At 71.4% G+C, this 23,389-nt stretch carries 19 protein-coding genes; 5 read left to right on the plus strand and 14 right to left on the minus strand.

The features are described from left to right. The first annotated feature begins 33 nt into the window (after positions 1-33). Positions 34-1,461, plus strand: coding sequence for a zinc-dependent metalloprotease (locus tag ACI2L1_RS00905; protein ID WP_404737165.1), 1,428 nt, complete (start codon positions 34-36; stop codon positions 1,459-1,461). After that, positions 1,458-1,973 carry an NUDIX hydrolase gene (locus ACI2L1_RS00910; RefSeq protein ID WP_404737166.1) on the plus strand — a complete coding sequence of 172 codons (516 nt, stop codon included), beginning with the start codon at positions 1,458-1,460 and terminating at the stop codon, positions 1,971-1,973. The genes ACI2L1_RS00905 and ACI2L1_RS00910 overlap by 4 nt, the downstream gene beginning before the upstream one ends. Positions 1,974-2,021: 48 nt before the next feature. On the opposite strand, the gene ACI2L1_RS00915 is transcribed toward ACI2L1_RS00910, so the two are convergent. The 4 genes from ACI2L1_RS00915 to ACI2L1_RS00930 form a co-directional block, all read right to left on the minus strand. Next, a complete protein-coding gene (locus tag ACI2L1_RS00915) occupies positions 2,022-2,759 on the minus strand; it encodes an AIM24 family protein (protein ID WP_062024050.1) in 738 nt (245 codons plus the stop codon). Between the two features lie 19 nt (positions 2,760-2,778). Beyond that, the gene (locus ACI2L1_RS00920) at positions 2,779-3,456 is read right to left on the minus strand and encodes an AIM24 family protein (RefSeq protein ID WP_404737167.1); all 678 of its coding nucleotides are present in this window, start codon (positions 3,454-3,456) and stop codon (positions 2,779-2,781) included. A gap of 4 nt (positions 3,457-3,460) precedes the next feature. Beyond that, positions 3,461-5,083 carry a TerD family protein gene (locus ACI2L1_RS00925; protein WP_404737168.1) on the minus strand — a complete coding sequence of 541 codons (1,623 nt, stop codon included), beginning with the start codon at positions 5,081-5,083 and terminating at the stop codon, positions 3,461-3,463. 115 nt (positions 5,084-5,198) lie between these two features. Then, a complete protein-coding gene (locus ACI2L1_RS00930; RefSeq protein ID WP_404737169.1) occupies positions 5,199-5,795 on the minus strand; it encodes a M48 family metallopeptidase in 597 nt (198 codons plus the stop codon). 260 nt (positions 5,796-6,055) lie between these two features. On the opposite strand from ACI2L1_RS00930, the gene ACI2L1_RS00935 reads away from it, so the two are divergent. Further along, a complete protein-coding gene (locus ACI2L1_RS00935; protein WP_404737405.1) occupies positions 6,056-7,273 on the plus strand; it encodes a TOMM precursor leader peptide-binding protein in 1,218 nt (405 codons plus the stop codon). Next, entirely contained in the window at positions 7,266-8,660 is a 1,395-nt protein-coding gene (locus tag ACI2L1_RS00940; RefSeq protein ID WP_404737170.1) for an ABC1 kinase family protein, read from the plus strand. The genes ACI2L1_RS00935 and ACI2L1_RS00940 overlap by 8 nt, the downstream gene beginning before the upstream one ends. A gap of 78 nt (positions 8,661-8,738) precedes the next feature. Here the strand turns inward: ACI2L1_RS00940 and ACI2L1_RS00945 are convergent, their stop codons facing one another. The 5 genes from ACI2L1_RS00945 to ACI2L1_RS00965 form a co-directional block, all read right to left on the minus strand. After that, positions 8,739-8,948, minus strand: a complete 210-nt coding sequence (locus tag ACI2L1_RS00945; RefSeq protein WP_404737171.1) for a hypothetical protein — start codon at positions 8,946-8,948, stop codon at positions 8,739-8,741. Between the two features lie 157 nt (positions 8,949-9,105). Further along, complete coding sequence (locus ACI2L1_RS00950; protein ID WP_404737172.1) at positions 9,106-9,432, minus strand: hypothetical protein; 327 nt, start codon at positions 9,430-9,432, stop codon at positions 9,106-9,108. Then, the gene (locus tag ACI2L1_RS00955) at positions 9,429-9,797 is read right to left on the minus strand and encodes a WhiB family transcriptional regulator (protein WP_356020746.1); all 369 of its coding nucleotides are present in this window, start codon (positions 9,795-9,797) and stop codon (positions 9,429-9,431) included. Before ACI2L1_RS00955 ends, ACI2L1_RS00950 begins: the two co-directional genes overlap by 4 nt. A gap of 174 nt (positions 9,798-9,971) precedes the next feature. Continuing rightward, positions 9,972-10,295, minus strand: coding sequence for a hypothetical protein (locus ACI2L1_RS00960; protein ID WP_404737173.1), 324 nt, complete (start codon positions 10,293-10,295; stop codon positions 9,972-9,974). 170 nt (positions 10,296-10,465) lie between these two features. Then, positions 10,466-12,688 carry an ATP-dependent DNA helicase UvrD2 gene (locus ACI2L1_RS00965; protein ID WP_404737174.1) on the minus strand — a complete coding sequence of 741 codons (2,223 nt, stop codon included), beginning with the start codon at positions 12,686-12,688 and terminating at the stop codon, positions 10,466-10,468. Between the two features lie 184 nt (positions 12,689-12,872). On the opposite strand from ACI2L1_RS00965, the gene ACI2L1_RS00970 reads away from it, so the two are divergent. Beyond that, positions 12,873-13,115 (plus strand): mycoredoxin, encoded by a 243-nt coding sequence (locus ACI2L1_RS00970; protein ID WP_020136719.1) that lies wholly within the window; start codon positions 12,873-12,875, stop codon positions 13,113-13,115. Between the two features lie 33 nt (positions 13,116-13,148). Here ACI2L1_RS00970 and ACI2L1_RS00975 read toward each other — a convergent pair whose 3' ends face one another. The 5 genes from ACI2L1_RS00975 to ACI2L1_RS00995 form a co-directional block, all read right to left on the minus strand. After that, a complete protein-coding gene (locus ACI2L1_RS00975; RefSeq protein ID WP_404737175.1) occupies positions 13,149-13,760 on the minus strand; it encodes a class I SAM-dependent methyltransferase in 612 nt (203 codons plus the stop codon). 10 nt (positions 13,761-13,770) lie between these two features. Then, on the minus strand, positions 13,771-14,715 hold the full coding sequence (gene nudC / locus ACI2L1_RS00980; protein ID WP_404737176.1) for an NAD(+) diphosphatase: 945 nt from the start codon (positions 14,713-14,715) through the stop codon (positions 13,771-13,773). 156 nt (positions 14,716-14,871) lie between these two features. Next, a complete protein-coding gene (locus tag ACI2L1_RS00985; RefSeq protein WP_404737177.1) occupies positions 14,872-16,284 on the minus strand; it encodes a dipeptidase in 1,413 nt (470 codons plus the stop codon). Positions 16,285-16,294: 10 nt separating this feature from the next. Next, on the minus strand, positions 16,295-19,813 hold the full coding sequence (locus tag ACI2L1_RS00990) for a UvrD-helicase domain-containing protein (protein ID WP_404737178.1): 3,519 nt from the start codon (positions 19,811-19,813) through the stop codon (positions 16,295-16,297). A gap of 110 nt (positions 19,814-19,923) precedes the next feature. After that, a complete protein-coding gene (locus tag ACI2L1_RS00995) occupies positions 19,924-23,322 on the minus strand; it encodes an ATP-dependent helicase (protein WP_404737179.1) in 3,399 nt (1,132 codons plus the stop codon). Between the last annotated feature and the right edge of the window lie 67 nt (positions 23,323-23,389).

Here is a 23,389-nt window from a genome sequence, read left to right on the forward strand (position 1 = left end):
GGAAACCGGCGGCCTTACCAGCCGAGGAATCCCGTGAGTGACACCCCATTCGGATTCGGCCTTCCGCCGGAGGAGCCGGACGACGGCGACGAGGGCAAGAAGAAGGACCAGCAGAGCGGTGGTGGTCAGGGCCCGGCCAACCCGTTCGGTTTCGGCGGGCTGCCCGGAGCCGGCGGCTTCGGTGGCCCCGGAGCCGACAATCCGCTCGCTGCCATGTTCGGTTCCCTGAACCCCAACGACCTGGGCGCCGCCTTCCAGCAACTGGGCCAGATGCTCTCGTACGAGGGCGGCCCGGTGAACTGGGACATGGCCAAGCAGATCGCCCGCCAGACCGTCTCCCAGGGCACCTCGGACGGCACCAAGGACTCGAGCGTCGGCCCGGCCGAGCGCAGCGCGGTCGAGGAGGCCGTACGCCTGGCCGATCTGTGGCTCGACGACGCGACGTCCCTGCCCTCCGGCGCGGGCTCCGCGGTGGCGTGGTCGCGCGCGGAGTGGGTCGAGGCGACCCTGCCCGCGTGGAAGGAGCTCGTCGACCCGGTCGCCGAGCGCGTCGGCGCCGCGATGGGCGATGTCCTGCCGGAGGAGATGCAGGCCATGGCGGGCCCGCTGATCGGCATGATGCGCTCGATGGGCGGCGCCATGTTCGGCACCCAGATCGGGCAGGCCGTCGGGGTGCTCGCGGGCGAGGTCGTCGGTTCCACCGACATCGGCCTGCCGCTGGGTCCGGCCGGCAAGGCCGCGCTGCTGCCGGTGAACATCGAGGCGTTCGGCAAGGACCTGGGGGTGCCCAAGGACGAGGTGCGGCTGTATCTCGCCCTGCGCGAGGCCGCCCACCAGCGCCTCTTCGCGCACGTGCCCTGGCTGCGCTCGCACCTGTACGGCGCGGTCGACGGCTACGCGCGCGGGATCAAGGTCGACACCGCCAAGCTGGAGGACGTGGTCGGCCAGTTCGACCCGCAGAACCCCGAGCAGCTGCAGGACGCACTCCAGCAGGGCATGTTCCAGCCGGAGGACACCCCGGAGCAGAAGGCGGCTCTGGCCCGTCTGGAGACGGCTCTGGCGCTCGTGGAGGGCTGGGTGGACGCGGTGGTCCACGCGGCCGCGAAGCCGCGTCTCACCTCCGCGGACGCGCTGCGCGAGACCCTGCGTCGCCGGCGCGCCTCGGGTGGCCCGGCCGAGCAGACGTTCGCCACGCTGATCGGCCTGGAGCTGCGCCCGCGCCGCCTGCGCGACGCCTCCCGCCTGTGGGCCTCGCTCACGGACGCGCGCGGTGTCGACGGCCGGGACGGTCTGTGGGCCCACCCGGACATGCTGCCGACCGCCTCCGACCTGGACGACCCGGACGGCTTCGTGCACCGCGAGCAGCTGGACTTCTCCGAGCTGGACAAGATGCTCGGCGAGGCGGCGGACAAGCCCGACCTGAAGAAGAAGGACGACTCCGAGAGCGACGACACCGAGTGAGCCTGTACGACGATGCCGTCCTGGTTCTCAAGGGCTACGAGGACCAGGCGGACCTCCGCCAGGCTTACCTGGACCACCTCGCGGCTCATCCGGACGGCATGTGGAAGTCGTGCGCGGAGGGGCACATCACGGCAAGTGCCCTGGTGATCGACCCCTCGCGCGAACGGGTCCTGCTCACCCTCCACAAGAAGCTGCGCATGTGGCTCCAGATGGGGGGCCACTGCGAACCGGGTGACGCGACCCTCCCCGGGTCCGCCCTGCGCGAGGGGACCGAGGAGTCCGGCATCGCGGGGCTCCACCTGCTCCCCGGAGGCCCGGTGCGTCTGGACCGCCACCACACCCCCTGCGCCTGGCATCTGGACGTCCAGTACGCGGCACTGGCTCCCGAGGGCGCGGTGGAGGCGATCAGCGACGAGTCCCTGGACCTGCGCTGGTTCGCCTACGACGAGGTCCCGACCGTCGCGGACGAATCCGTCGTACGACTGCTGGACGCGACCCGCGCGAGGCTCTGAGCCCATGTGTAAGGGGCGACCGCCCATGGTGGTCGCCCCTTACAGGTACTAGCTGTTGCTGCCGCCGAGGGAGTTGCCGCGCATGCCGAACTGGCCGAGCACTCCGCCGTTGCGCATGCCCTGCGGCGGCAGGAGCTCGCTGGGCTGGACCAGGACGTGGCCGGTGCCGCCGAAATGCATCTCCCAGCCCTCGCCGGTGGTGCCCCTGCGACGCCACACCCCGGAGGTGGAGGTGGGGGCCTGGAGCTGGGTGCGCAGGGACGTGGACCAGGCGATGACGGCGTCGGAGTCGACACAGACGTTCTTGTCCGGTCCCACCTCCAGCACCAGCGGCTCGCCCGAGGTCATCAGGACGACCTGTCCGGAGCCGGACAGCTCCAGGTTGTAGGCGCCCGCGGCTGCCACCTCGACGGCGCTGTCCACCGCGACGATGCCGACGCCGAGGGAGCCGTCGAAGGCGAGCACGTAGGAGCTGTCGACGGTGATGCCGGAGCCGACCTCCATGATGTGCAGGTGCTGGGCGAGGTTGGCCAGATAGACGATGCCGTTGCCCTTGCAGCGCATGAGTTCGAGGCGCTCGCCCGTCATCCGCTCGACGTTGCGCCAACTGCGGTTGCGGTACTGGCTGTCGAACTCGACCTGGCCCTCGAAGGCCACCATGGCGCCCTGCCGGGCGAGGACGGGGCTGCTGCCCTGAGTGACGTCGGTCTTCAGGAGCTGCGGATTCTGCAGGGTGTAGCGCCCGGTCGACTCGACCGGGACGTGTGCGAAGAGTGTGCTGTGCATGATGTGCCTGGTGCTCCCCTCAGCCCCGGATCTTGAATCGGTCGCCGGTGTCCTCGCTCGGCTGGACGACGACGAAGCCCTGTCCCTTGAAGCCGATCTGGAAGGCCTCGCCGCTGCCCCGGCCGATGAGGGCGCTCGCCTTGATGGTGCGGCGGGCCTTCATCTCCATGCCGGTCGTCCAGGCGACGAGCGCGTCCGGGTCGACGTACGTCTCGCGTTCGGCGCAGTCCAGGGCCATGGGGATGCCCCGGCTGACCAGGGCGACCCAGCCGGTGCCCTTGATGACGAGGTTGGTCAGTCCTGAGCCGGACAGCTTGGCGAGGCCCTTGACCGGTTCGATGGCCAGTTCCAGCGAGGCGTCGCAGGCGAGGAGCGTGGCGCCGTTGACCGACAGGGCCTCGCCGTTGAGGTGAAGGACGAGGATGTCGCCGCCGTAGTCGGCCAGATAGAGGTCGCCGTCACCGCGGGCCAGCATCAGCCGGCCGCCCTCCCCGGTGACCATCTCCTCCGCCGAACGACGCACGCTGGCGGGCGCCCCGTCGAACTGCACATAGCCGTCGTAGGCGATCATCGAGCCGGCCTTGGCGATCAGGTCCTGGCCGGTGACCATGGTGACCTTGAGCGTCTTGGAGCTGTGCACACTCATACGGAGGCCGGTCGGGGCGGCCCGGTGCGCAGTCAGAGTCTGGGAGTCCATGGCCTCACACCTCGAAGGGCTGTACGACGACGAAGTTGCCGGGGGCGCCGCGGAACTGGAGGTTCACGGCCTCGGTGGTCTGCCGGGCGTACCCGGAGCGGCGCAGCCTGAGCGAGGTCGTGGTGACCGCCTGCGCACCGGCGGACCACGCGATGACGGCGTTGCCGTCGACATAGGTGGCCGGGCCGACGGGGAGGACGACGGGCACACCGCGTGTCTTGACGACGACCGCTCCGGTGCCGGAGAAGAGCATGCTGAAGAAGCCTCCGCCGGGCAGTCCCGCGCCCTCGATGCGGCGGACCTCGGTCTCCAGGGACTCGTCGAAGGCGAGCACGCCCTGTGCGCTGGTGTAGAGCTGCTCGCCCTGGAGGCGGATCACGAAGACCCGGCTGGCCTCGTCGGCGAGGAACACCTCGCCGTTGCCCGTGCAGCGCATCAGGGACATGCCCTGACCGGTGAGCGCCCCGGTGAGTTTGCCGAGCAGTCCCGAGCCCTTGTGGGCGAAGTCGATGTCGCCCTGGTAGGCGACCATGCTGCCCTGTTTGGCGAGGATGGGCGCGTCCTTGGTGAGGGTGGCCCGCACCAGGTTGGCGTTCTGCTCCGTCCAGCGGTCGCCGACGGGGGCTTCCGCGTACTTCGTCAGGACGACGCGGACGTTCGCCTCCGGCGGCACGGGAGCGAGCTGCGCACCTCCGCCGAAGGGCTGCGCCTGACCGGGGAAGGCTCCGGGAGCGCCGGGGGGCGCGAACTGACCGGCGACCGCGCCCGGGGGCGCGAACTGACCGGCGGGTGCTCCGGGAGGGGCGAACTGGCCCGCCGGAGGTGCTCCGGGAGGTGCGAACTGACCTGCCGGAGGTGCTCCGGGCGGCGTGAACGTCTGCCCCGGAGGGGTGAATGTCTGCGGGCTCGTCGGCGCTGCGGGCGGGGTGGTCCCCGCGGCCGTCGGAGCGGTGTGGGCCGTCGGGGCGGGCCCGGGGGCCGGCGGCGCTCCGAAGGAAGGCGCGGGCGCGGGCGGCGCGGCGGCCTGCGGGGGCGGGGCGAAGGCCGGTGCCTGGGACTGGGCCGGTACGGCGGGCTGGGGCGCGGGCTCGGGCTCCTCCTCGGCGACCTCGCCACCGAAGTTCTTCAGCAGCGCGTCAAGGCCGCCGTCGAAGCCCTGGCCGACCGCGGCGAACCGCCAGACGTCCTTCAGGTACAGGTCCCCCACCATCACTGCACGCTCGGTGGAGAACTCGCTGCCGTCGAACGAGTACCGGGCCACTTCCTCGCCACCGGCGACGATGCGGAGATAACCGGGGGCGATCTGCGACATCTGGCCGTCGCCATCGATCGTCGCCGTGAACGACAACTTCTGGATCTGCGACGGGATCTGATCGAGTGTGACCCGGAAAGACTCCGTGTCTCCCGACTGGGCGCCCAGGAGCTGGACGGAGTCCTCGGGTGACTTCGGCTGGTTGAAGAAGATGAAGTACCGGTCGTCCGACAGCCGTTCGTCGGCGTCGAGGCCGAAGCAGCTGATGTCGAAGGTCAGTCCGGGGGCGGAGATCTGTACGCCTACGTACAGGTCCGTGCCCGCGGTCAGGTCACTGATCTTGGCCTTGTGGCCGCGTTGGAATTCCCTGGCCATGCGTAACGACCGTCCCCCATCCCGAATGCGAGTGCGTCGCGACAGGCTAACGGCAAACTCGGACACCGGTGGAGGTCGGTACAGATCCGGTACAAAAACCCGTTCGAGTCGACGGTCACTCTCCGCGCGTGGGCGGCAGATGCGGCAACCGGTCCGCGGCGACCACGCCTTCGAGATAGCCCTTGGCCCGCTCGGTGCGCGGATAGTCCTCCAGCAACCGCCAGAATCGGGGCCCGTGCCCGGGCACGAGCAGATGCGCAAGCTCGTGGAGGAGGACGTAGTCGACGACGTACTCCGGCATGCCCTGCAGTCGGTGCGAGAGCCTGATGCTGCCCTCGGACGGGGTACACGAACCCCAGCGGGTGTTCTGGTTGGTCACCCAGCGGACCGAGGCGGGCCGCGCCCGCCCGTCGAAGTACTGGGCGGACAGGCGCTGGGCGCGCTCGGAGAGCTCGGCGTCCCCGAGGACCCGTTTGCTCTCCTGGGCGGCCAGCTTGTCGAGCATGACGGTCACCCAGCGCTGCTCCTCTGCCTCGGACATCCGGGCAGGGATGAGCACGACGGTGCGATCGCCCTCGCGGTACGCGGAGACCGTCCGGCGGCGACGGTTGCTCCTGCGCACCTCGATCGCGCTCGCCCCCGAGCCGCTCGGCGGCTGGCTCGTCGTGCTGCGCTGTGGCGTTCCGGCGCTGTGCAGTGGGTCGGCGGGCACGCCCTGACGTTACCCGCTGCACACGGGGGAAGTCCCGACTCCGGGACGGTTCGGTTCCGATCGCCCACCATGCGTCTGATTTGTACGACGAATAGCCCTCACCTGTGGACTACTTTCAGCACGTGACGGCCGGGTCCGGGCATGCTGGCATCGCCGCCGGAACCGCGACCGACCATCGCCCGGTTCCTGGGGCGGACGGGGACGTTCTACGAGGGCTACGGGGGCCTGTCATGCAAACATCGGTTCCGCTCGCGCGGACCATGGTTCCGCTGGTGAAACCCGCGCTTCGGCGTGGCTGGCGCGATCTCAACACCGTGCAGTTCGGGATGACCCCGGCGCACGCGATGACGCTGGGTCCGATGGACACGGCGACGGGCAGCTTCCTCGACCTGATCAACGGCACGCGCGGTCTCGCGCTGCTGCGGGAGGAGGGACACCGGATGGATCTGCCGGAGGGCCACGTCGACACGCTGGTGGGGCGGCTGGCACGGGCCGGGCTCGTCGATGACTCGAGAGGCGGCGGACCGGCCGCGGACGCGCTGCGAGGGAAGAAAGAGGTCCTCGACCGGTTGGCGCCCGACCTGGCGTCCCTCTCCCTGACCACCTCCGAACCGGGCGACGCGATCAGGCTCCTGGCCGCCCGCCGCTCACTGCGCGTGCAGGTCAGGGGCGCGGGCCGGGTGGGCTCGACGCTGGCCGCGCTGCTTTCGGGTGCCGGGGTCGGGGAGGTCGAGGTGCGGGACTGCGGCAGGGTCGAGCCGGGGGACGTGGCCCCGGGCGGGCTGCCCGCGGCCTCCGTGGGCGACCGCAGGGACGCGGCAGCGCACCGGGCGGTGTCCGCGGCGGCTCCGGATCGTCTGCCGCGCCGTACCCCCAGGGCCTCGGCCGGGGCGGACGAACCCGGGTTCTCCCTGGTGATCCTCGCCCCGAGGGACGACGTCGACGTGCACGCGCCCGCCCCGGCCCACGCGGAACCGCTCGTCCGGTCCGGCACGCCTCATCTGTACGCGGGCGTGGTCGAGGCGACGGGAGTGGTCGGCCCCTTCGTCCTGCCGGGCGAGACGGGCTGCGCGGGCTGTCTGCACGAGACGCGGACCGACCGGGACCAGGCCTGGCCCCGACTCGTCGCCCAGTGGCGCTCGGGGAACAGACCGCGTCAGGCGCGGCCCTGTGACCTGGCCCTGGCCACTACGGTCGCGGGACTGGCGGCCGCACACGCGCTCGCCTTCCTGGACGGCCGCGTCCCGTCGAGCGCGGGCGCCCGCTGGGAGGTCTCGCTGCCCGGCCTGAGCTGGCACGCGCGGCCGGTCTGGCCCCATCCCGCATGCCTGTGCGGGGCCGCGGAGAAAGGTAAGGGAGAACACACCTCCAAGGACGAGGATCCGCACGAGACAATGACGGAGCAACGGTCGTCGGAGGAGTTGTGCCGTAAGGCAACCGCGCCGCGACCGGCTGGGACCTGGAGGGCGCATGTCTGATCTTCCCCGGAAAGCGGTCACCCGTACCGCCAAGCTCGCCGCGCTCCCGCTCGGCTTCGCCGGGCGGGCCACGTGGGGGCTCGGCAAGCGGATCGTGGGCGAGTCCGCGGAGATCGTCGGCCGCGAGCTGCAACAGCGCACCGCCGACCAGCTGTTCAAGGTGCTCGGGGAGCTCAAGGGCGGCGCCATGAAGTTCGGCCAGGCCCTGTCCGTCTTCGAGTCGGCGCTCCCCGAGGAGGTCGCCGGCCCCTACCGCGCGGCCCTGACCAAACTGCAGGAGGCCGCGCCTCCGATGCCGACCCGCACCGTGCACACGGTGCTCGTGGAGCGCCTGGGCGAGGACTGGCAGGAGCTGTTCGCCGAGTTCGACGACAAGCCCTCCGCGGCGGCGTCGATCGGCCAGGTGCACCGGGCCGTGTGGCACGACGGTCGCGAGGTGGCCGTCAAGGTTCAGTATCCCGGGGCCGGCGAGGCATTGCTGTCCGACCTCAACCAACTGGGCCGCTTCGCCCGTCTGTTGGGGCCCCTCGTACCCGGCATCGACATCAAGCCCCTCATCGCGGAACTGCGCGACCGGGTCTCGGAGGAACTCGACTACGGCCTGGAGGCGCAGGCCCAGCAGGCCCACGCCGAGGAGTTCGCGGACGATCCGGACGTCGTGGTGCCGGGGGTGGTCCACCAGAGCGACCAGGTCCTGATCACGGAGTGGATCGACGGCGTCCCCCTGTCGGAGGTGATCTCCGAGGGCACGCAGGAGCAGCGCGACCGCGCCGGGCAGCTCCTGGCCCGGTTCCTCTTCTCCGGCCCGGCCCGCACCAGCCTCCTGCACGCGGACCCGCACCCCGGTAACTTCCGTCTCCTGCCCGGCGGTCCCGACGGCGACGAGGACTGGCGCCTGGGCGTCCTGGACTTCGGCACGGTCGACCGGCTCCCGGGCGGGCTGCCGGACACCATCGGCACCTCCCTGCGCATGACGCTGGACGGCGAGGCGGAGGCCGTCTACGAACTCCTCTGCGCGGAGGGTTTCGTCAAGGAGTCCATCGAGCTGGACCCCGACGCCGTCCTCGACTACCTTCTGCCGATCATCGAACCGGCCGAGGTCGACGCGTTCACCTTCACCCGCGGCTGGATGCGCAGCCAGGCCGCCCGGATAGCCGATCCCCGCTCCCCCGCCCACCAGCTGGGCAAGCAGCTCAACCTGCCCCCGGCGTACCTCCTGATACACCGGGTGACCCTGAGCACAATCGGGGTGCTGTGCCAGTTGGGTGCGACGGTCCGGCTGCGTGAGGAACTGGAGGAGTGGCTGCCGGGGTTCGTGCCGGAGGAGGACCTGGAGGCGGAGTGGGACGAGGAGCTCGACGAGGAGGTGCCGGCCGCGGAGGCCTGACCCGGCTGCGTCAGTTCTCGTGGAAGTAGCCGGTCCCCGACCGCCACGGGCCGTGCTCGGTCATCTCCGACTCCGGGCCTACCACCAGGCCGAGTCGAGACGACCCTCGATCGCCCTGAGGTTCTCCCGGGAACAGGTGCCGCAGAAGTACTGGTGGACGCCGCTCTCCACGGAGTAGGTCCAGGTGAGTTGCGGCCCCTCGGACCGCGCGCCGCAGCGGGCGCACACGAGCGGCTGCGGCTCCGTCGTGGAGTCACCGCTGTCATCGTCTCCGGGAAGACTCGTCACCCTGCGGACGATAGCGCCGCACACGGTGGAACACCGCGCACAACGCACCGCGGGGGCCGGTCCGTTCGGACGGACCGGCCCCCGCGAGGAGAGCTGCTGCCTCCCGGTCCGGTCCAGTTCTGCCCGGTTCGGAAGGCCACCGCTTCAGGTGTTTCGGTTACTGCATGACGGCCATGGCGAGCGCGCGGCGGGCGCGCATGGAGGCGCGCTCGGCCCGGCGCTGCATCCGGCGAGCGGTCGCCAAGCGGATGGCCCGGCGTTCCTGCTCGGCCTCATGCAGCCGGTCGCGCATATGCGCGCGAGCCAGGGCTTCTGGGATGAGTTGCATCTCGCGGGTCCTGTTCTGACGCGAGTCGGTCGCGCCGGTGGTGGTGAAGTCTGGGATCGCGGAGCCTGCGGGCTCGCTGGTGGACGGCTTCATCGGGGCCTGCTTCTTGGGGTCGTGCGTGAGGGGGCGGTCGATCGTTCCTGCGATGGTGTTCATGCCGTGACCGGGTTCTTGCGCGGGCGACCACGCGGCCGCTTCCGGGCGACGACAACACCCTGGACGAACAGCTCGCCACCCCAGACGCCCCAGGGCTCACGCCGCTCCTTGGCGCCGGCGAGGCAGGCCTCCATCAGCGGGCAGGTACGGCAGAGGGACTTGGCGTACTCGACGTCGGCCGGCGACTCGGCGAAGAAGACCTCCGGGTCGTAGGAACGGCAGGGGACGGGTACGCCGAGGTTCTCGATGGCGTCGTCGAGCGCGGTGAGCGCGGTGAGCGGGATCAAGGCGGAGTCCTCCGTGGGGCCGGGCGGGGGGATCGTTTCGGAAGGCGGTACGGACGGGGCGTGCGCTTCGAGTTGCACGGTTCGTCTTCCTCGTCTGGTCGGTCCGGCCCTGTTGGACCGGTAGTCGGCTTGGTACCGGGTTCTTTTCTTGTCCCGAGGCCCCTTCGCTCCGCTCTCCCCGTTCGGGGAAAACAGAAGGGCCGCGGATCCCGGATGGGGTTCCGCGGCCCTGAAGGCGCCGGCCTGAGTCGATCAGGCTGGATCACTCCAGGGTTCTGGCCCACGGAAGGCCCACATCAGGTGGTGCTGCGTCGTCTGCTTCCGGAATCCGGCACCGGCCGCCGCAAAGGCATAGGCATGCGCCTGCGCCACTACTGCTTCCAGTGCCTTGGTCGGTCGCTCATTGCGCTCCCGGACGGGAAGACCCGCCAGAGACACGGAGGACGCCGGACGCGCGGCAGGAATGCCGGACACACCGGTGCCCAGGTTCGAAACGCCGAGCATGCACGCGGAGACGACCGAGGGATCGGTCATTTTGGCGGTGCTGACGGCCGTGCTGCTGTTGATGCTGATCACTTCAATCGCCTCCTCTCGGCGTCTCTGGGGACTGCGGCGCGAGCCGCTGTCCGACGGATATGCAAGTAGAACACGGAATCGGGGCCTCCGAGAAGGCCTCCGTACCCCGTGGCTAAGAACCTATGGGGATTGCTGGGGCATGCGCAAACTATTTTTCCGACGAGTTGGAATCAGTCCTTGTCTTCTTCTTCCGCAACCTCCTGGCCTGCGCAGATGGCCAACACTTCGGCCCCGTAGCGGTTGAACTTGCGCATGCCGACGCCCGGGATGCGCGCCAGCTCGTGCTCGTCGTCGGGGACGGCCTCCGCGATCGCCATCAGGGTCTTGTCGGTGAAGACGCAGAAGGCGGGCTGTCCGCTGCGCTGCGCCTGCACCGCACGCCAGTCGCGCAGCCGCTCGTAGAGCCCCTCGTCCATGTCTGAGGGGCAGTCCTCGCAACGCATGAGCTTCATCTCGCCCGCGTCGGTGAGCGTGCGCCCGCAGACCCGGCAGCGCGCCGGGGTGCGCCGGGTGCGTCTGGGTGCGGCGCCCGCGGGGGTCGAGAAGCCGCGCTCGACGCCGCCGGGGCCGCCCCCCGCGGCTCGCCCCACGGTGGCGGTGGAGCCGGGGCGCAGTCCGTCGAGGAAGCGGCTGGGACGGCGGTTGGGACGGCCGCCGGGCGCTCGGGAGAGCGACCAGGAGACATGGAGGCGCTCCCGGGCGCGGGTGACGCCGACATAGAGGAGCCTGCGCTCCTCCTCGATCTGTTCGTCGGTCTTGGCGTAGGAGATCGGCATCATGCCCTCGGCGACACCGACCAGGAAGACGGCGTCCCACTCCAGGCCCTTGGCGGAGTGCAGGGAGGCGAGGGTGACTCCCTCGACGGTCGGGGCGTGCTGGGCACTGGCCCGCTCGTCGAGTTCGGCCACGAGGTCGTTCAGGGTGGCGCCGGGGCGCGCTGCGGCGAAGTCCTGCGCGAGGTTCACCAGGGCGGCCAGCGACTCCCAGCGCTCTCTGACGGCCCCGGACCCGGCCGGCGGCTCGGTGGTCCAGCCCTCGCCCGACAGCACGGCCCGCACCTGGGAGGGCAGGTCCACGACGTCGTCCAGCCGCGAGTCGTTGCCGCCGAAGCGGGCCGCGGCCCGGAGGTTGGCAATGGCCCTGCGGACCTCGGGCCGGTCGAAGAACCGCTCGGCGCCGCGCAGTTGGTAAGGCACTCCGGCGTCGGCGAGGGCCTGTTCGTAGGTCTCGGACTGGGAGTTGGTGCGGAACAGGACGGCGATCTCGCTGGCCCGGACGCCCGCGTCGATGAGGTCACGGATGCGGCGGGCGGCGCCCTCGGCCTCGGCGGGCTCGTCGGTGTACTCGGTGTAGAGGGGCTCGGGGCCCGGCCGGCGCTGGGAGATCAGTTCCAGCCGGTGGTCGGCGGCGCGGCCGCTGGCCTGGGCGAGCAGACCGTTGGCGAGATGGACGACCTGGGGGGTGGAGCGGTAGTCGCGGACGAGCTTGACGACGGTGGCACCGGGGTGGCGGGTGCGGAAGTCGAGCAGGTGGTCGGGAGTTGCGCCTGTGAACGAGTAGATCGTCTGGCTGGCGTCCCCGACGACGCACAGGTTGTCCCGCTGCCCGAGCCAGAGTTCCAGCAGGCGCTGCTGGAGGGGGCTGACGTCCTGGTACTCGTCGACGACGAAGTGCTGGTACTGGGAACGAACCTGTTCGGCGATGTCGTGCCGGTCCTGGAGGATGGCGACGGTCAGCAGCAGCACGTCCTCGAAGTCGATGACGGCACGGTCGCGCTTGAGATCTTCGTAGGCGGCGTAGAGCTGGGCGATCTCGGCCGCGGCGCGAGGGGTCTCGCGGCCGGCCTTCGCGGCTGCGAGGGCGTAGTCGGCGGGCACGGCCTGGGTGACCTTGGACCACTCGATCTCGCCGGTGACGTCCCTCAGCTCACCCCGGTCGAGGCGGATGCGGCAGGCGGCGGCCGCGTCGGCGACGAGCTGGATCTTGCGGTCGACGAGCCGGGGCAGGGAACCGCCGACTGCTTTCGGCCAGAAGTACTGGAGCTGACGCAGGGCGGCCGAGTGGAACGTACGTGCCTGGACGCCCGCCGCGCCGAGCTGGCGCAGTCGCCCACGCATCTCTCCGGCGGCGCGGTTGGTGAAGGTGACGGCGAGCACGCTGGAGGGCTGGAGGATGCCGGCCCGCACCCCGTAGGCGATGCGGTGGGTGATCGCCCGGGTCTTGCCGGTGCCGGCACCGGCCAGCACGCACACCGGCCCGTGCAGGGCGGTGGCCACCTCGCGCTGCTCGGGGTCGAGCCCTTCGAGCACCGCGTCGGCGCCACTCAGCGGAGCCGAATACCGGGAACCGTCGGGGTCGCGCGGGAAGAGCGTGGAGTGCGTTGCTGCTGTCACACGGCCATGCTGCCAGGTCGACGGAGACGGGTGAGCCGGTTGTCCACAGGCAACCAGTCGCGGTCGTACTAATGCGGCAGGCATCACCTGGCCGGGCACCCCGGGTGGGGAATGGCGACCCGGTCGCATACGTTCCCTCATCGGACGACCTCTTCCCCCGAGCCACCAGAGGAGCGCGCGAGACATGCAGGGCACTGTGACGATGTACAGCACCACGTGGTGCGGTTACTGCCAGCGGCTGAAGAAGCAGATGGACCGCGAGGGCATCGCGTACACCGAGATCAACATCGAGCAGGACCCGGCGTCCGCGGCGTTCGTGGAGAAGGCGAACGGCGGGAATCAGACGGTTCCGACCGTGCTCTTCGGAGACGGCTCGACGCTGACGAACCCGTCGCTGGCGCAGGTCAAGCAGAAGATCGGCGCGTAAGCACGGCCGGACATGGGCGGTTCCTGAGGCAGCTCAGGGACCGCCTTCTTGTGGTTTGTCCCAGATCGCCGTGTAGCGCCACAGCAGCCGGCGTCGGTAGCGGCGGCCGGGCAGGAGGCCCCGGGAGGAGCTCCGGGCCTGGGCCCAGTGCATGGCGGAGTCCTTCACGGGCATGCCCGCCGGGCCCCGCTTGCCACCCCGCAGCCATCTGAGGAGCAGGCTCACGGGCAGGCCACAGCCGCTGATCACCCAGTCCACGGCGGTCTTGTTGTAAGCCATCCCCACGATCACCAGGCGCCCGCCAGGGGCCAGCAGTCGGACCAGGCCGGCGACCGCGTCCTCGAAGCGCGCGTGGTGCACCACGGCGACCGCGCTGACGAAGTCGTACTTGCCCTCGGGGAGGGCCTTCGCGTCGAGGTAGTCCGCCTCCAGGAACCTGATGTTCCCGGGGGCGGCCGCGCGTGCCTGCCCGATCATCTCCGGCGAGCGGTCCACACCCGTGACGGAGGCGGCCTTCTGGGCCAGCTTGCGGGCGAGCAGCCCGTCCCCGCACCCCACGTCCAGGGCCTCCCGACAGTCCTCGGGCACCGCGTCGAGCACCAAGCGGTGGTAGTGGACGTTGTGGTTCCAGTACGGGTCGGGCATGCCCGTCCTCTCAGACGAAGCTCCTCGTCGGCAGCGGCTTGCCGTACCAGAGCTCGATCAGACGGGCCGCGATCGAGATGCCGTACGGCGGGAGGACCTCGCCGGACTCGAAGGCGGCTTCCAGCTCGTCGCGGGAGAACCAGCGGGCCTCGTGGATCTCGTCGCCGTCGACGTCGATCTCGGTGGACGTGGCGCGGGCCATGAAGCCGAGCATCAGACTGGAGGGGAACGGCCAGGGCTGGCTGGCGACGTACTCGACCTGACCAACGGTGATGCCGGCCTCCTCGAAGACCTCGCGGCGCACCGACTGCTCGATGGACTCGCCGGGCTCGACGAAGCCGGCGAGGGTCGAGAAGCGGCCCTCCGGCCAGTGCACCTGGCGGCCGAGCAGGATGCGGTCCTCCTCGTCCGTGACGGCCATGATCACGGCCGGGTCGGTGCGCGGGTAGTGCTCGGCGCCGCAGGCCTGGCAGCGACGGATGTGACCGGCCGCGGCGATGACCGTGCGCTCGCCGCAGCGGGAGCAGAAGCGGTGGGTGCGCTGCCAGTTCTCCAAGCCGACCGCGTGCACCATCAGCCCCACATCGCGTGCGGACAGCAGCAGGCCGGCCTCCCGCAGGCCCGCCGGGCGCGCGGACTGGTCGATCCGGCCGGGCAGGGCGTCCTTCTGGAGGGCGAAGTAGCGCACGCCCTCCTCGTCGATGCCGAGGAAGTAGCGGTGCGCCTCGGTGAGCGGGGCCTCGAAGGACGGGGTCATGACGAGTTCGGTACGGCCGTCCGCTGTCTCGTCTATGAGGACCTGTCCGCCGGAGACCACGAAGCAGCGGGTCGTGGGGTGACTCCACGCCGCCGCGAGCCAGGCCTCGTCGAGCCGGTGGTGCGCGGCGCGGTCGATGCCGCCAGGAGCGGTGAGCGAGATGGGACGGTCGGCGGTGTGGTCGGTCCAGGTGGTCACGGGTGCTTCCAACTCCCCCGGTGCAGCGGATTGTTTCGGCGGGCGGTTCGGCGGGACGTACGACGGAGGGTGATCGGGTCCGGCGGTGCTTCGCGAAGCGGGGCAGCCGGTCGAGGGTGCTCCGCGCGCGCTGCCGGTCCGAGCGGCGCGGGTCGGTCAGGGCCCATGGCTCCAGTGCTCGGCGAGATCACCCCACAGGTACGCGGAGGTCTCGACGCCCTTGAGGAGCAGATCGAGCTCGACCTTCTCGTTCGGCGCGTGCCAGCCGTCGGAGGGGACGGAGATGCCGAGGAACAGCACGGGTGCGCCGAGGACTTCCTGGAGGTCGGCGGCCGGGCCGGAGCCGCCTACGCGGGTGAAGCCGACCGGGCTCTCGAAGGCGCGTCCCAGGGCACGGACCACTGACTGGAGCGCGGGGTGGTCGAGGGGGGTCAGACATGGACGCGTGGCGGGCGCGAAGGTGATCTCGTGCCGGATCCCGGCAGGCACCTGCTCGGTGATCCAGGCACGGACGGCCTTCTCGATGTGGTCGGGGTCCTGGCCCGCGACCAGTCGGAAGGACAGCTTCACCATGGCCGACGACGGGATGATCGTCTTGCTGCCGGGGCCCTGATAGCCGCCGCCGATGCCGTTGACCTCAGCGGTCGGGCGGGCCCAGACGCGCTCCAGAGTGGTGTACCCGGCCTCGCCGTGGGTGGCGTGCGAGTGGGCGGTGCGCAGCCACCATTCCTCGTTGAAGGGCAGGTCGGCGAAGAGCTCGCGTTCGCGCGTGGTCAGCTCCACGATGCCGTCGTAGAAGCCGGGGATCGTCACGCGCGCGTGCACGTCGTGCAGCGCGGCGACCAGGCGGGCGACGGCGGTGGCCGGATTGGGCACGGCGCCGCCGAAGGCGCCGGAGTGGATGTCCTGGTCCGGGCCGTGAAGGCGGATCTCGCACTCGGCGAGGCCACGCATGCCGGTGCAGACCGTAGGGGTGTCCTCGGACCACATGCTGGTGTCCGAGACGATCACGGCGTCGGCGGCCAGCCGGGGCGTGTGCTCCTCGACGAGGGCGCGGAAATGTGGAGAACCGGACTCCTCCTCGCCCTCGATCAGCAGCTTCAGGTGCACCGCGGGGGCGGTGCGGCCGGTGGCGGCGAGGTGGGCCCGGACACCGAGGGTGTGGAAGAACACCTGGCCCTTGTCGTCGGCCGCCCCGCGCGCGTAGAGGCGGTTGTCGCGGACGACCGGCTCGAACGGGTCGCTGTCCCAGCCGTCCTCGCGGGCGGCTGGCTGTACGTCGTGGTGGCCGTAGACGAGGACCGTGGGCGCGGCGGGGTCCTCGGCGGGCCACTCGGCGAAGACGGCGGGCGCGCCCGGGGTCTCCCAGACCTCGGCCGTGGGAAAGCCGGTCTCCTTGAGCCTGGCGGCGAGCCAGTCGGCGCTGCGGCGTACATCGGGTCCGTGGTCAGGCTGGGCCGAGACGGACGGGATGCGCAGCCATTCGGCGAGGTCGTCGAGGAAGGCGGCGCGATGCTGCTCGATGTACGTGCGGACGGCGCTGACGGCACTGTCAACGGGATGGCTCATGGTCATGAGCCTATCGGCCCGCACCGACATCCTCGTTGGGCGGTTCCTCACAGTTTGCTTGCTCGGGACTGTCCCATTGTCTGCCTGGTTCCTGTGTGAGCAGCCGCTCCAGGGCCTCCCGGCCGGGCAGGTTCCTCGGTCGTACGACGTCTCCGGTGCGGACGTACAGGAACGTGGCCGTGACCGATTCCACAGGCACACCCTGCCGCTCGGCCCAGGCGAGCCGGTACACGGCGAGCTGGAGGGGGTCGGCGGTGCGGGTGCGGCTGGTCTTCCAGTCGACGATCTCGTACGTCGTCGAGTCCCCGTCGGTCTGCCGGTAGACGGCGTCGATACGGCCGCGGACCACACGCCCCGCGATGGCGAGCTGGAAGGGCGTCTCCAGGACATGGGGGGTGCGGTGGGCGTACTCGGTGCGCTCGAAGGCGTCCTTGAGGGCTTCCAGGTCGCGTTCGTCGGCGATCTCGGCGTCACTGCCAGGCAGGTCGTCCGGTTCCAGCATGGGCAGGGTCAGCGCCTCGAAGCGGGCCTCGACCCAGGCGTGGAATCGGGTGCCCTGGCGTGCGGCGGGTTGCGGGGGGCGCGGCATGGGGCGCGCGAGCTCCTGCGCGAGCCCGTCCGGGTCCGAGGCCAGGCGGATCACCTGGGACGCGGTGAGCGACGCGGGCAGCGGCACGTCGGTGACGGCTTCCCGCGCGCGCAGGAGTTCCCCGGTGAGGGCGTCGAGGTCACGGTCCCAGGAGTCGATGGTGCGGGCTTCCTCAGGGGTGAGGGGTTCCGGTTCCGTGGGGTGGGGGCGGGCCGGAGCGGCGGGGGTTTCCGGGGCCGTTGCCTGGTGCGGGACGGACGGGCGGTCCGTCGTCCAGGTGTCCCAGTCCCCGGCGGGGTCCTCGCCGACCGGCTCGTCCTCGAAGGGGGGCTCTTCGGCGTACGGCGACTCTTCGTCGTCCGGCGGTGGTGGCCACTCCGGGTCGTCGTAGGCATCCGGATCATGGATGGCCGCGGGGTGGGTGTCCGTGTGGGAGGCGAGCCGCTCCAGGTGGGCCAGGACGGTCTCTGCGGCCGCCCGGCGGCGGGCCAGTGCCGTGTCGTCGAGGGGCAGGGGCCAGACCTGGTCGGCGGTCCGATCGTGGAGCGCCGGGTTCTCCTCGTCCTCGGCGGGCTGGTCGGCCCAGGCCTCGATCTCGCCGTGGCCGGACGTGCAGTGGTCGTGCAGGGACTGCAGGAAGTCGGACGGTCCTCGGGGTTTCTTCTGCGTCGGACCCCACCAGTGGCCCGAACCGAGGAGGAGGGAGCGGGGGCGGGTGAAGGTGACGTAGCCGAGGCGGAGTTCCTCGGTGTGCTGGTGGTCCTTCATGGCCTCATGGAAGGCCTTCATGCCGCGCGAGTCCCAGGAGGCGATGTCGGGCAGGGTGTCGGTGTCACCGCGCAGTGTGTGCGGCAGCACTTTGCCCTGGGCGGTCCACTTCTCGCGGCCCTTGGCGCTCGGGAAGGTGTCGGCGACCAGGCCGGGGACGGCGACGACATCCCACTCCAGGCCCTTGGACTTGTGCGCGGTGAGCACCTTGACGGTGTTCTCGCCGCCCGGCAGGGCGTTGTCGAGGCCCTTCTCGTACTGGGCGGCGGTGCGCAGGAAGCCGAGGAAGGCGAGCAGGGTCGCTTCGTTGTCGCCGGCCGCGAACGAGGCCGCGATGTCCAGGAAGTTGGACAGGGTCTCGCGGCGGCGGGCGGCCAACGCGTGCGGGGACGCCGACAGTTCGACCTCCAGGCCGGTGACGGCGAGTACGCGGTGCAGGACGTCCATCAGGGGGTCGGCGAGCGAGCGGCGCAGATCGCGCAGTTCGGCGGCCAGGCGGGCGAATCGCACGCGCGCGTCCGGCGAGAAGGGCAGCCCGTCGTCGTCCTCGCGGTCGCTGAACAGGGGCGTCTCCAGGAATGTCTCCAGGGCGTCCGCGAGCGATATCACCTCGGCCGGGTCGACTCCCTCGACGGCCTCGGCGAGGCGGCGGTCGGGGTCGTCGTCGCCGTCCACGCGCGCGTGGGACACCAGACGCCGGGCACGCCGACCCAGGAGGGCGAGGTCGCGCGGGCCGATGCGCCAGCGCGGGCCGGTCAGCAGACGGACCAGGGAGGCGTTGGCGCCGGGGTCCTGGAGGACCTCGCAGACGGCGACGAGGTCGGCGACTTCGGGCAGGTGCAGCAGGCCCGAGAGGCCCACCACCTCCACCGGGACGTCCCGTTCGACGAGGGCGCCCTGGATCTCGGCGAAGTCGGTGGCCGTACGGCACAGGACGGCGATCTCGCCCGGCGCCTTGCCGGTCCGTACGAGATGGGCGATCGAGTCCGCGAGCCAGTCGATCTCCTCGGCGTGGGTGGACAGGAGGGCGCAGCGCACCATGCCGTCGCGTTCGGCGCCGGGGGCCGGGCGGAGGGCCTCCACGCCCGCGTGCATGGCGCGCAGGGGCTCGGCGAGCCCGTTGGCGAGGTCGAGGAGGCGGCCGCCACTGCGGCGGTTCTCGCTGAGCGCCTGGCGGGTGGCGGGCCGGCCGTCGGGGTGGGCGAAGTGCTCGGGGAAGTCGTCGAGGTTGGCGACGGAGGCGCCGCGCCAGCCGTAGATGGCCTGGCAGGGGTCGCCGACGGCGGTGACCGGGTGGCCGGTGCCGTCGCCGAACAGGCCTGCCAGCAGGACGCGTTGGGCGACGGAGGTGTCCTGGTACTCGTCGAGGAGCACCACCCGGAACTCGTCGCGCAGGACGCGGCCCACCTCGGGGATCCCCGCGAGCCGTGCGGACAGGGCGATCTGGTCGCCGAAGTCGAGCAGATCGCGCTCGCGTTTGGCGGCGCGGTAGCGGACGACCAGCTCGGCGAGTTCACGGCGGGCGGCGGCCGTCTCGGGGACCTTGCGCAGGGCGTCGTTGGTGAGCTTGGCGCCCTGAAGGGTGAACAGCAGCTCGGCGTCGTACGCCCGCAGCGCCTCGGGGCGTACGAGGTGCTCGGAGAGCTCGGCGTCGAGGGTGAGGAGGTCGCTGACCAGGTCGGCGAAGGATCGGGTCAGGGCCGGGTAGGGACCGGGGGCCTCGCGCAGTACGCGCGCCGCGAGTTGGTAACGGGTGGCGTCGGCGAGCAGCCGGGAGGTCGGTTCGAGGCCGATGCGCAGGCCGTGGTCGGTCAGCAGGCGGCCGGCGAAGGCGTGGTAGGTGGAGATCACTGGCTCGCCCGGCGGGTCGTCCGGGTCGATGACGTCGGGGTCGGTGACGCCCGCTTTGATGAGCGCCTTGCGGACGCGCTCGGCGAGTTCACCGGCGGCCTTGTTGGTGAAGGTGAGGCCCAGGACCTGTTCGGGGGCGACCTGGCCGGTGCCGACCAGCCAGACCACGCGGGCCGCCATCACCGTCGTCTTGCCCGAGCCGGCGCCGGCCACGATCACCTGTGGGGCGGGCGGGGCGATGATGCAGGCCGTCTGCTCCGGGGTGAACGGGATGCCGAGGAGCTCCTTGAGCTGATCGGGTTCGGTGATACGGGCGGCCATGTCGGAGAGGCTAGCGGCGCGCACTGACAACGGAGGACGAATCGCCTCTCGGTCCGGAAGAAGCGCTGGTCAGCACCCGAGGTGCGACCGATCACACCGGAGTGCCCGACTTACTCCACCACGTGTCGTCCCTCCGGCTGCGCGCTGCAGGAGGCCCGGAACGCGCAGTGGGAGCAGTGCTGACCGGCGTTCGGCGTGAACCGTTCGTCGAGGACCTTGCCGGCCGCCGTGGCGAGCAGATCGCCGACCCACTCCCCCTCCAGCGGTTCCTGGGCCTGCACCTTGGGGAGGGTCTCGCCACCGTCCCTCTTGGGGGCGCCCTGGCGCAGTTGGACGAGTTCGGCTCCGCCCGGCTCGGGACGTACGCCGTCGAAGGCCTCGTCGACGGCGCCCTCGCGGACGGCGAGTTGATAGACCGCGAGCTGGGGGTGGTGTTCCACCTCGGCGGAACTCACGGGCTGCTTGCCGGTCTTGAAGTCGACGACGTACGCGCGGCCCTCGCCGTCGGCTTCCACACGGTCCATCTGGCCACGGATGCGTACCTCTACCTCGCCCGCCTCCAGGGTGACGTCGAAGTCGTGCTCGCTGGCCACCGGCGTGCGGCCGGTGCGGTCCATGACGTGCCACTTCAGGAAGCGTTCGAGCGCCACGCGCGCGTTCTCCTTCTCCTGCGCCGACTTCCAGGGCGCGTCGAAGGCGAGCGCGTTCCACACGGAGTCGAGGCGCTCCATGAGGACGGCGAGGTCGGCCGGGGTGCGCCCGGAGGCCACCTCGTCGGCGAGGACGTGCACGACGTTGCCGAAGCCCTGGGCGACCGTCGCGGGTGCGTCGGCCTTCACCTCGCGGCCCAGGAACCACTGGAGGGCACAGGTGTTGGCGAGCTGGTCGAGGGCGCTCCCGGAGAGCACGACGGGCTCGTCTCGGTTGCGCAGCGGCACCTTCGACTCGGTCGGCTCGAACATGCCCCACCACCGGTACGGGTGGGCGGAGGGGACGAGCGGGCGGCCGTCGTCGTCGGCGAGCGCGGCGAGCCGGGCCAGTCTGCGGGCGGCGGCCTCCCTGAGGGTGTCGGACACGCGCGGGTCGACCGTGGTGGCGCGAAGTTCCGCGACCAGGGCTGCGACGGACAGGGGGCGGCGTGGGCGGCCGGTGACGTCCTTGGGTTCGACGCCGAGTTCGGTCAGGAAGCGGGAGGGCTGGTCGCCGTCGTCGGCCGGCGCCTTCACCGCTGTGACGATCAGTCGCTCACGCGCACGTGTGGCGGCCACGTAGAACAGGCGGCGCTCCTCGGCCAGCAGGGCGCCCGGGGTGAGCGGTTCGGCGAGTCCGTCGCGGCCGATGCGGTCGGCCTCCAGGAGGGAACCGCGGCGGCGCAGGTCGGGCCACAGACCCTCCTGGACGCCCGCGACGACGACCAGGCTCCACTCCAGGCCCTTGGACCGGTGCGCGGTCATGAGGCGGACGGCGTCCGGGCGTACGGCTCGCCGTGTGAGGGTGTCGGCGGCGATGTCTTCCGCGTCGATCTCCTCCAGGAAGTTCAGGGCGCCCCGGCCTCCGGTGCGCTCCTCCGCGCGTGCGGCGGTCGCGAACAGCGCGCACACGGCGTCGAGATCACGGTCCGCGTTGCGCCCCGCTGCGCCGCCGCGCCGGGCGGACCGCTCCAGACGTCCGGGCCACGGCGTGCCCTCCCACAGATCCCACAGCGCCTCCTCTGCGCTGCCACCACCCGCGAGACGCTCACGCGCCTTGCCGAGCAGCGCGCCGAGCCGCTGGGCCCCGCGCGCGTACACGGGGTCGTGCACGGCCAGCCGCTCGGGCTCGGCCAGGGCCCGCGCGAGCAGCTCGTCCGAGGGCGGCGGCAGGGCGTTCCCGGCGGCCCGCTCCTCGTCACGCAGGGCCCGCCCGAGACGCCGCAGGTCAGCGGCGTCCATACCGGCGAGGGGCGAGGTGAGGAGCGTGAGGGCGGTCTCGGTGTCGAGCCAGGACGTGCCCGACTGCGGCTCTTCGGAGGCCTCCTGTGGCACGTCGGCGTCGGCGTCGGCGCCGACGCCGGCTACAGGCTGCGGTTCGTCGTCGGCAGCAGCGTCTTCTTCAGGCCGTACGACATCCCCCGCCGCCTCCGCCGCGGCCACGGCCCGAAGAGCGGTCAGCAGGGGCGCCACCGCCGGTTCGTGCCGCAGCGGCAAGTCGTCGCCGTCGATGTCGAGCGGTACTCCGGCCGCAGTGAGAGCGCGTCGGACCGTCGGGATCGTGAGCGACCCAGCACGCACCAGAACCGCCATCTCACCCCAGGGAACACCGTCCTCCAGATGTGCCCGGCGCAGGATGTCCGCGATGTTGTCCAGCTCGGTGCCGGACGTCGGGTAGGTGTACACCTCAGCCTGCCCCCCGCCCCGGACCGGAGAGAGCTCGCGGTGGGCGCGGACCTTCTCCGCCGGCAGCCGGGTCAGCGGCATGCGCTGGGTCACCAGCCGGGTGGCGGCCAACAGGGCGGCGCCGGAACGGCGGGAGGTGCGCAGGACCTCGACGGGGGCCGTCCGGCCGTCCGCGCGCGGGAAGGCGTACGGGAAGTCCAGGATGCCGTTCACGTCCGCGCCGCGGAACGCGTAGATCGACTGGTCGGGGTCGCCGAAGGCGACGAGGGTGCGGCCGCCGCCGGCCAGGGCCTGCAGCAGCCGCACCTGGGCCGGGTCGGTGTCCTGGTACTCGTCGACGAACACGGCGTCGTACTGGGCGGCGAGCTGCTCGGCGACCTCGGGGCGACGGGCGAGGAGCACGGCTCGGTGGACCAGTTCGGCGTAGTCGAGGACGCCCTGGAGGTCGAGAACGTCGAGGTACTCGGCGAGGAAGGCGGCCGCGGCCCGCCAGTCGGGGCGGCCGATGCGGCGGGCGAAGGCGTCCAGGGCAGCCGGTCCGAGGCCCAGTTCGCGGCTGCGGGCGAGGACCGCGCGGACCTCGTCGGCGAAGCCTCGGGTGGTCAGACAGGCACGCAGCTCGTCCGGCCAGCGCACATGCGCGAGTCCGAGCCGCTCCAGGTCGGGCTGGCCGGCGAGCAGTTCACGCACCGCGACGTCCTGCTCGGGTCCCGACAGGAGTCTGAGCGGCTCCACGAACAGATCACTGTCCTGGTGGGCCCGGACGAGGGCGTAGCAGAACGAGTGGAAGGTGGTCGCCTGGGGCGCACGAGCGGCTCCTATGCGCAGGGCCATGCGGTCGCGCAGTTCGACGGCCGCCTTGCGGCTGAACGTCAGCACGAGCACGCGCGCGGGGTCCCCTCCGCGGGCGATTCGTGACGCCACCGACTCGACGAGCGTGGTGGTCTTCCCGGTGCCCGGACCTGCGAGAACGAGCAATGGGCCGGTCCGGTGCTCAACCACCGCGCGCTGTGCGGCGTCCAGACGAATGGGATCCACACGGGCCGGCTGGGTACGCACCAGTCGGTAAGCGCCACGGGTCCCCTGTCGCACCTGGGAGTGCGACAGACGCCTGGTGGAGGAAGAGGAGCTCACGTGGTTCGCCGGTCCTGGTGGGTGTGCTGTTGGGCGGCCCCCCGCGCGTGGAGGGCGGTGGGCGGGG

This window comes from Streptomyces sp. NPDC019531 (assembly GCF_044903305.1).
In the GTDB taxonomy this organism is placed as follows: Bacteria; Actinomycetota; Actinomycetes; order Streptomycetales; family Streptomycetaceae; genus Streptomyces.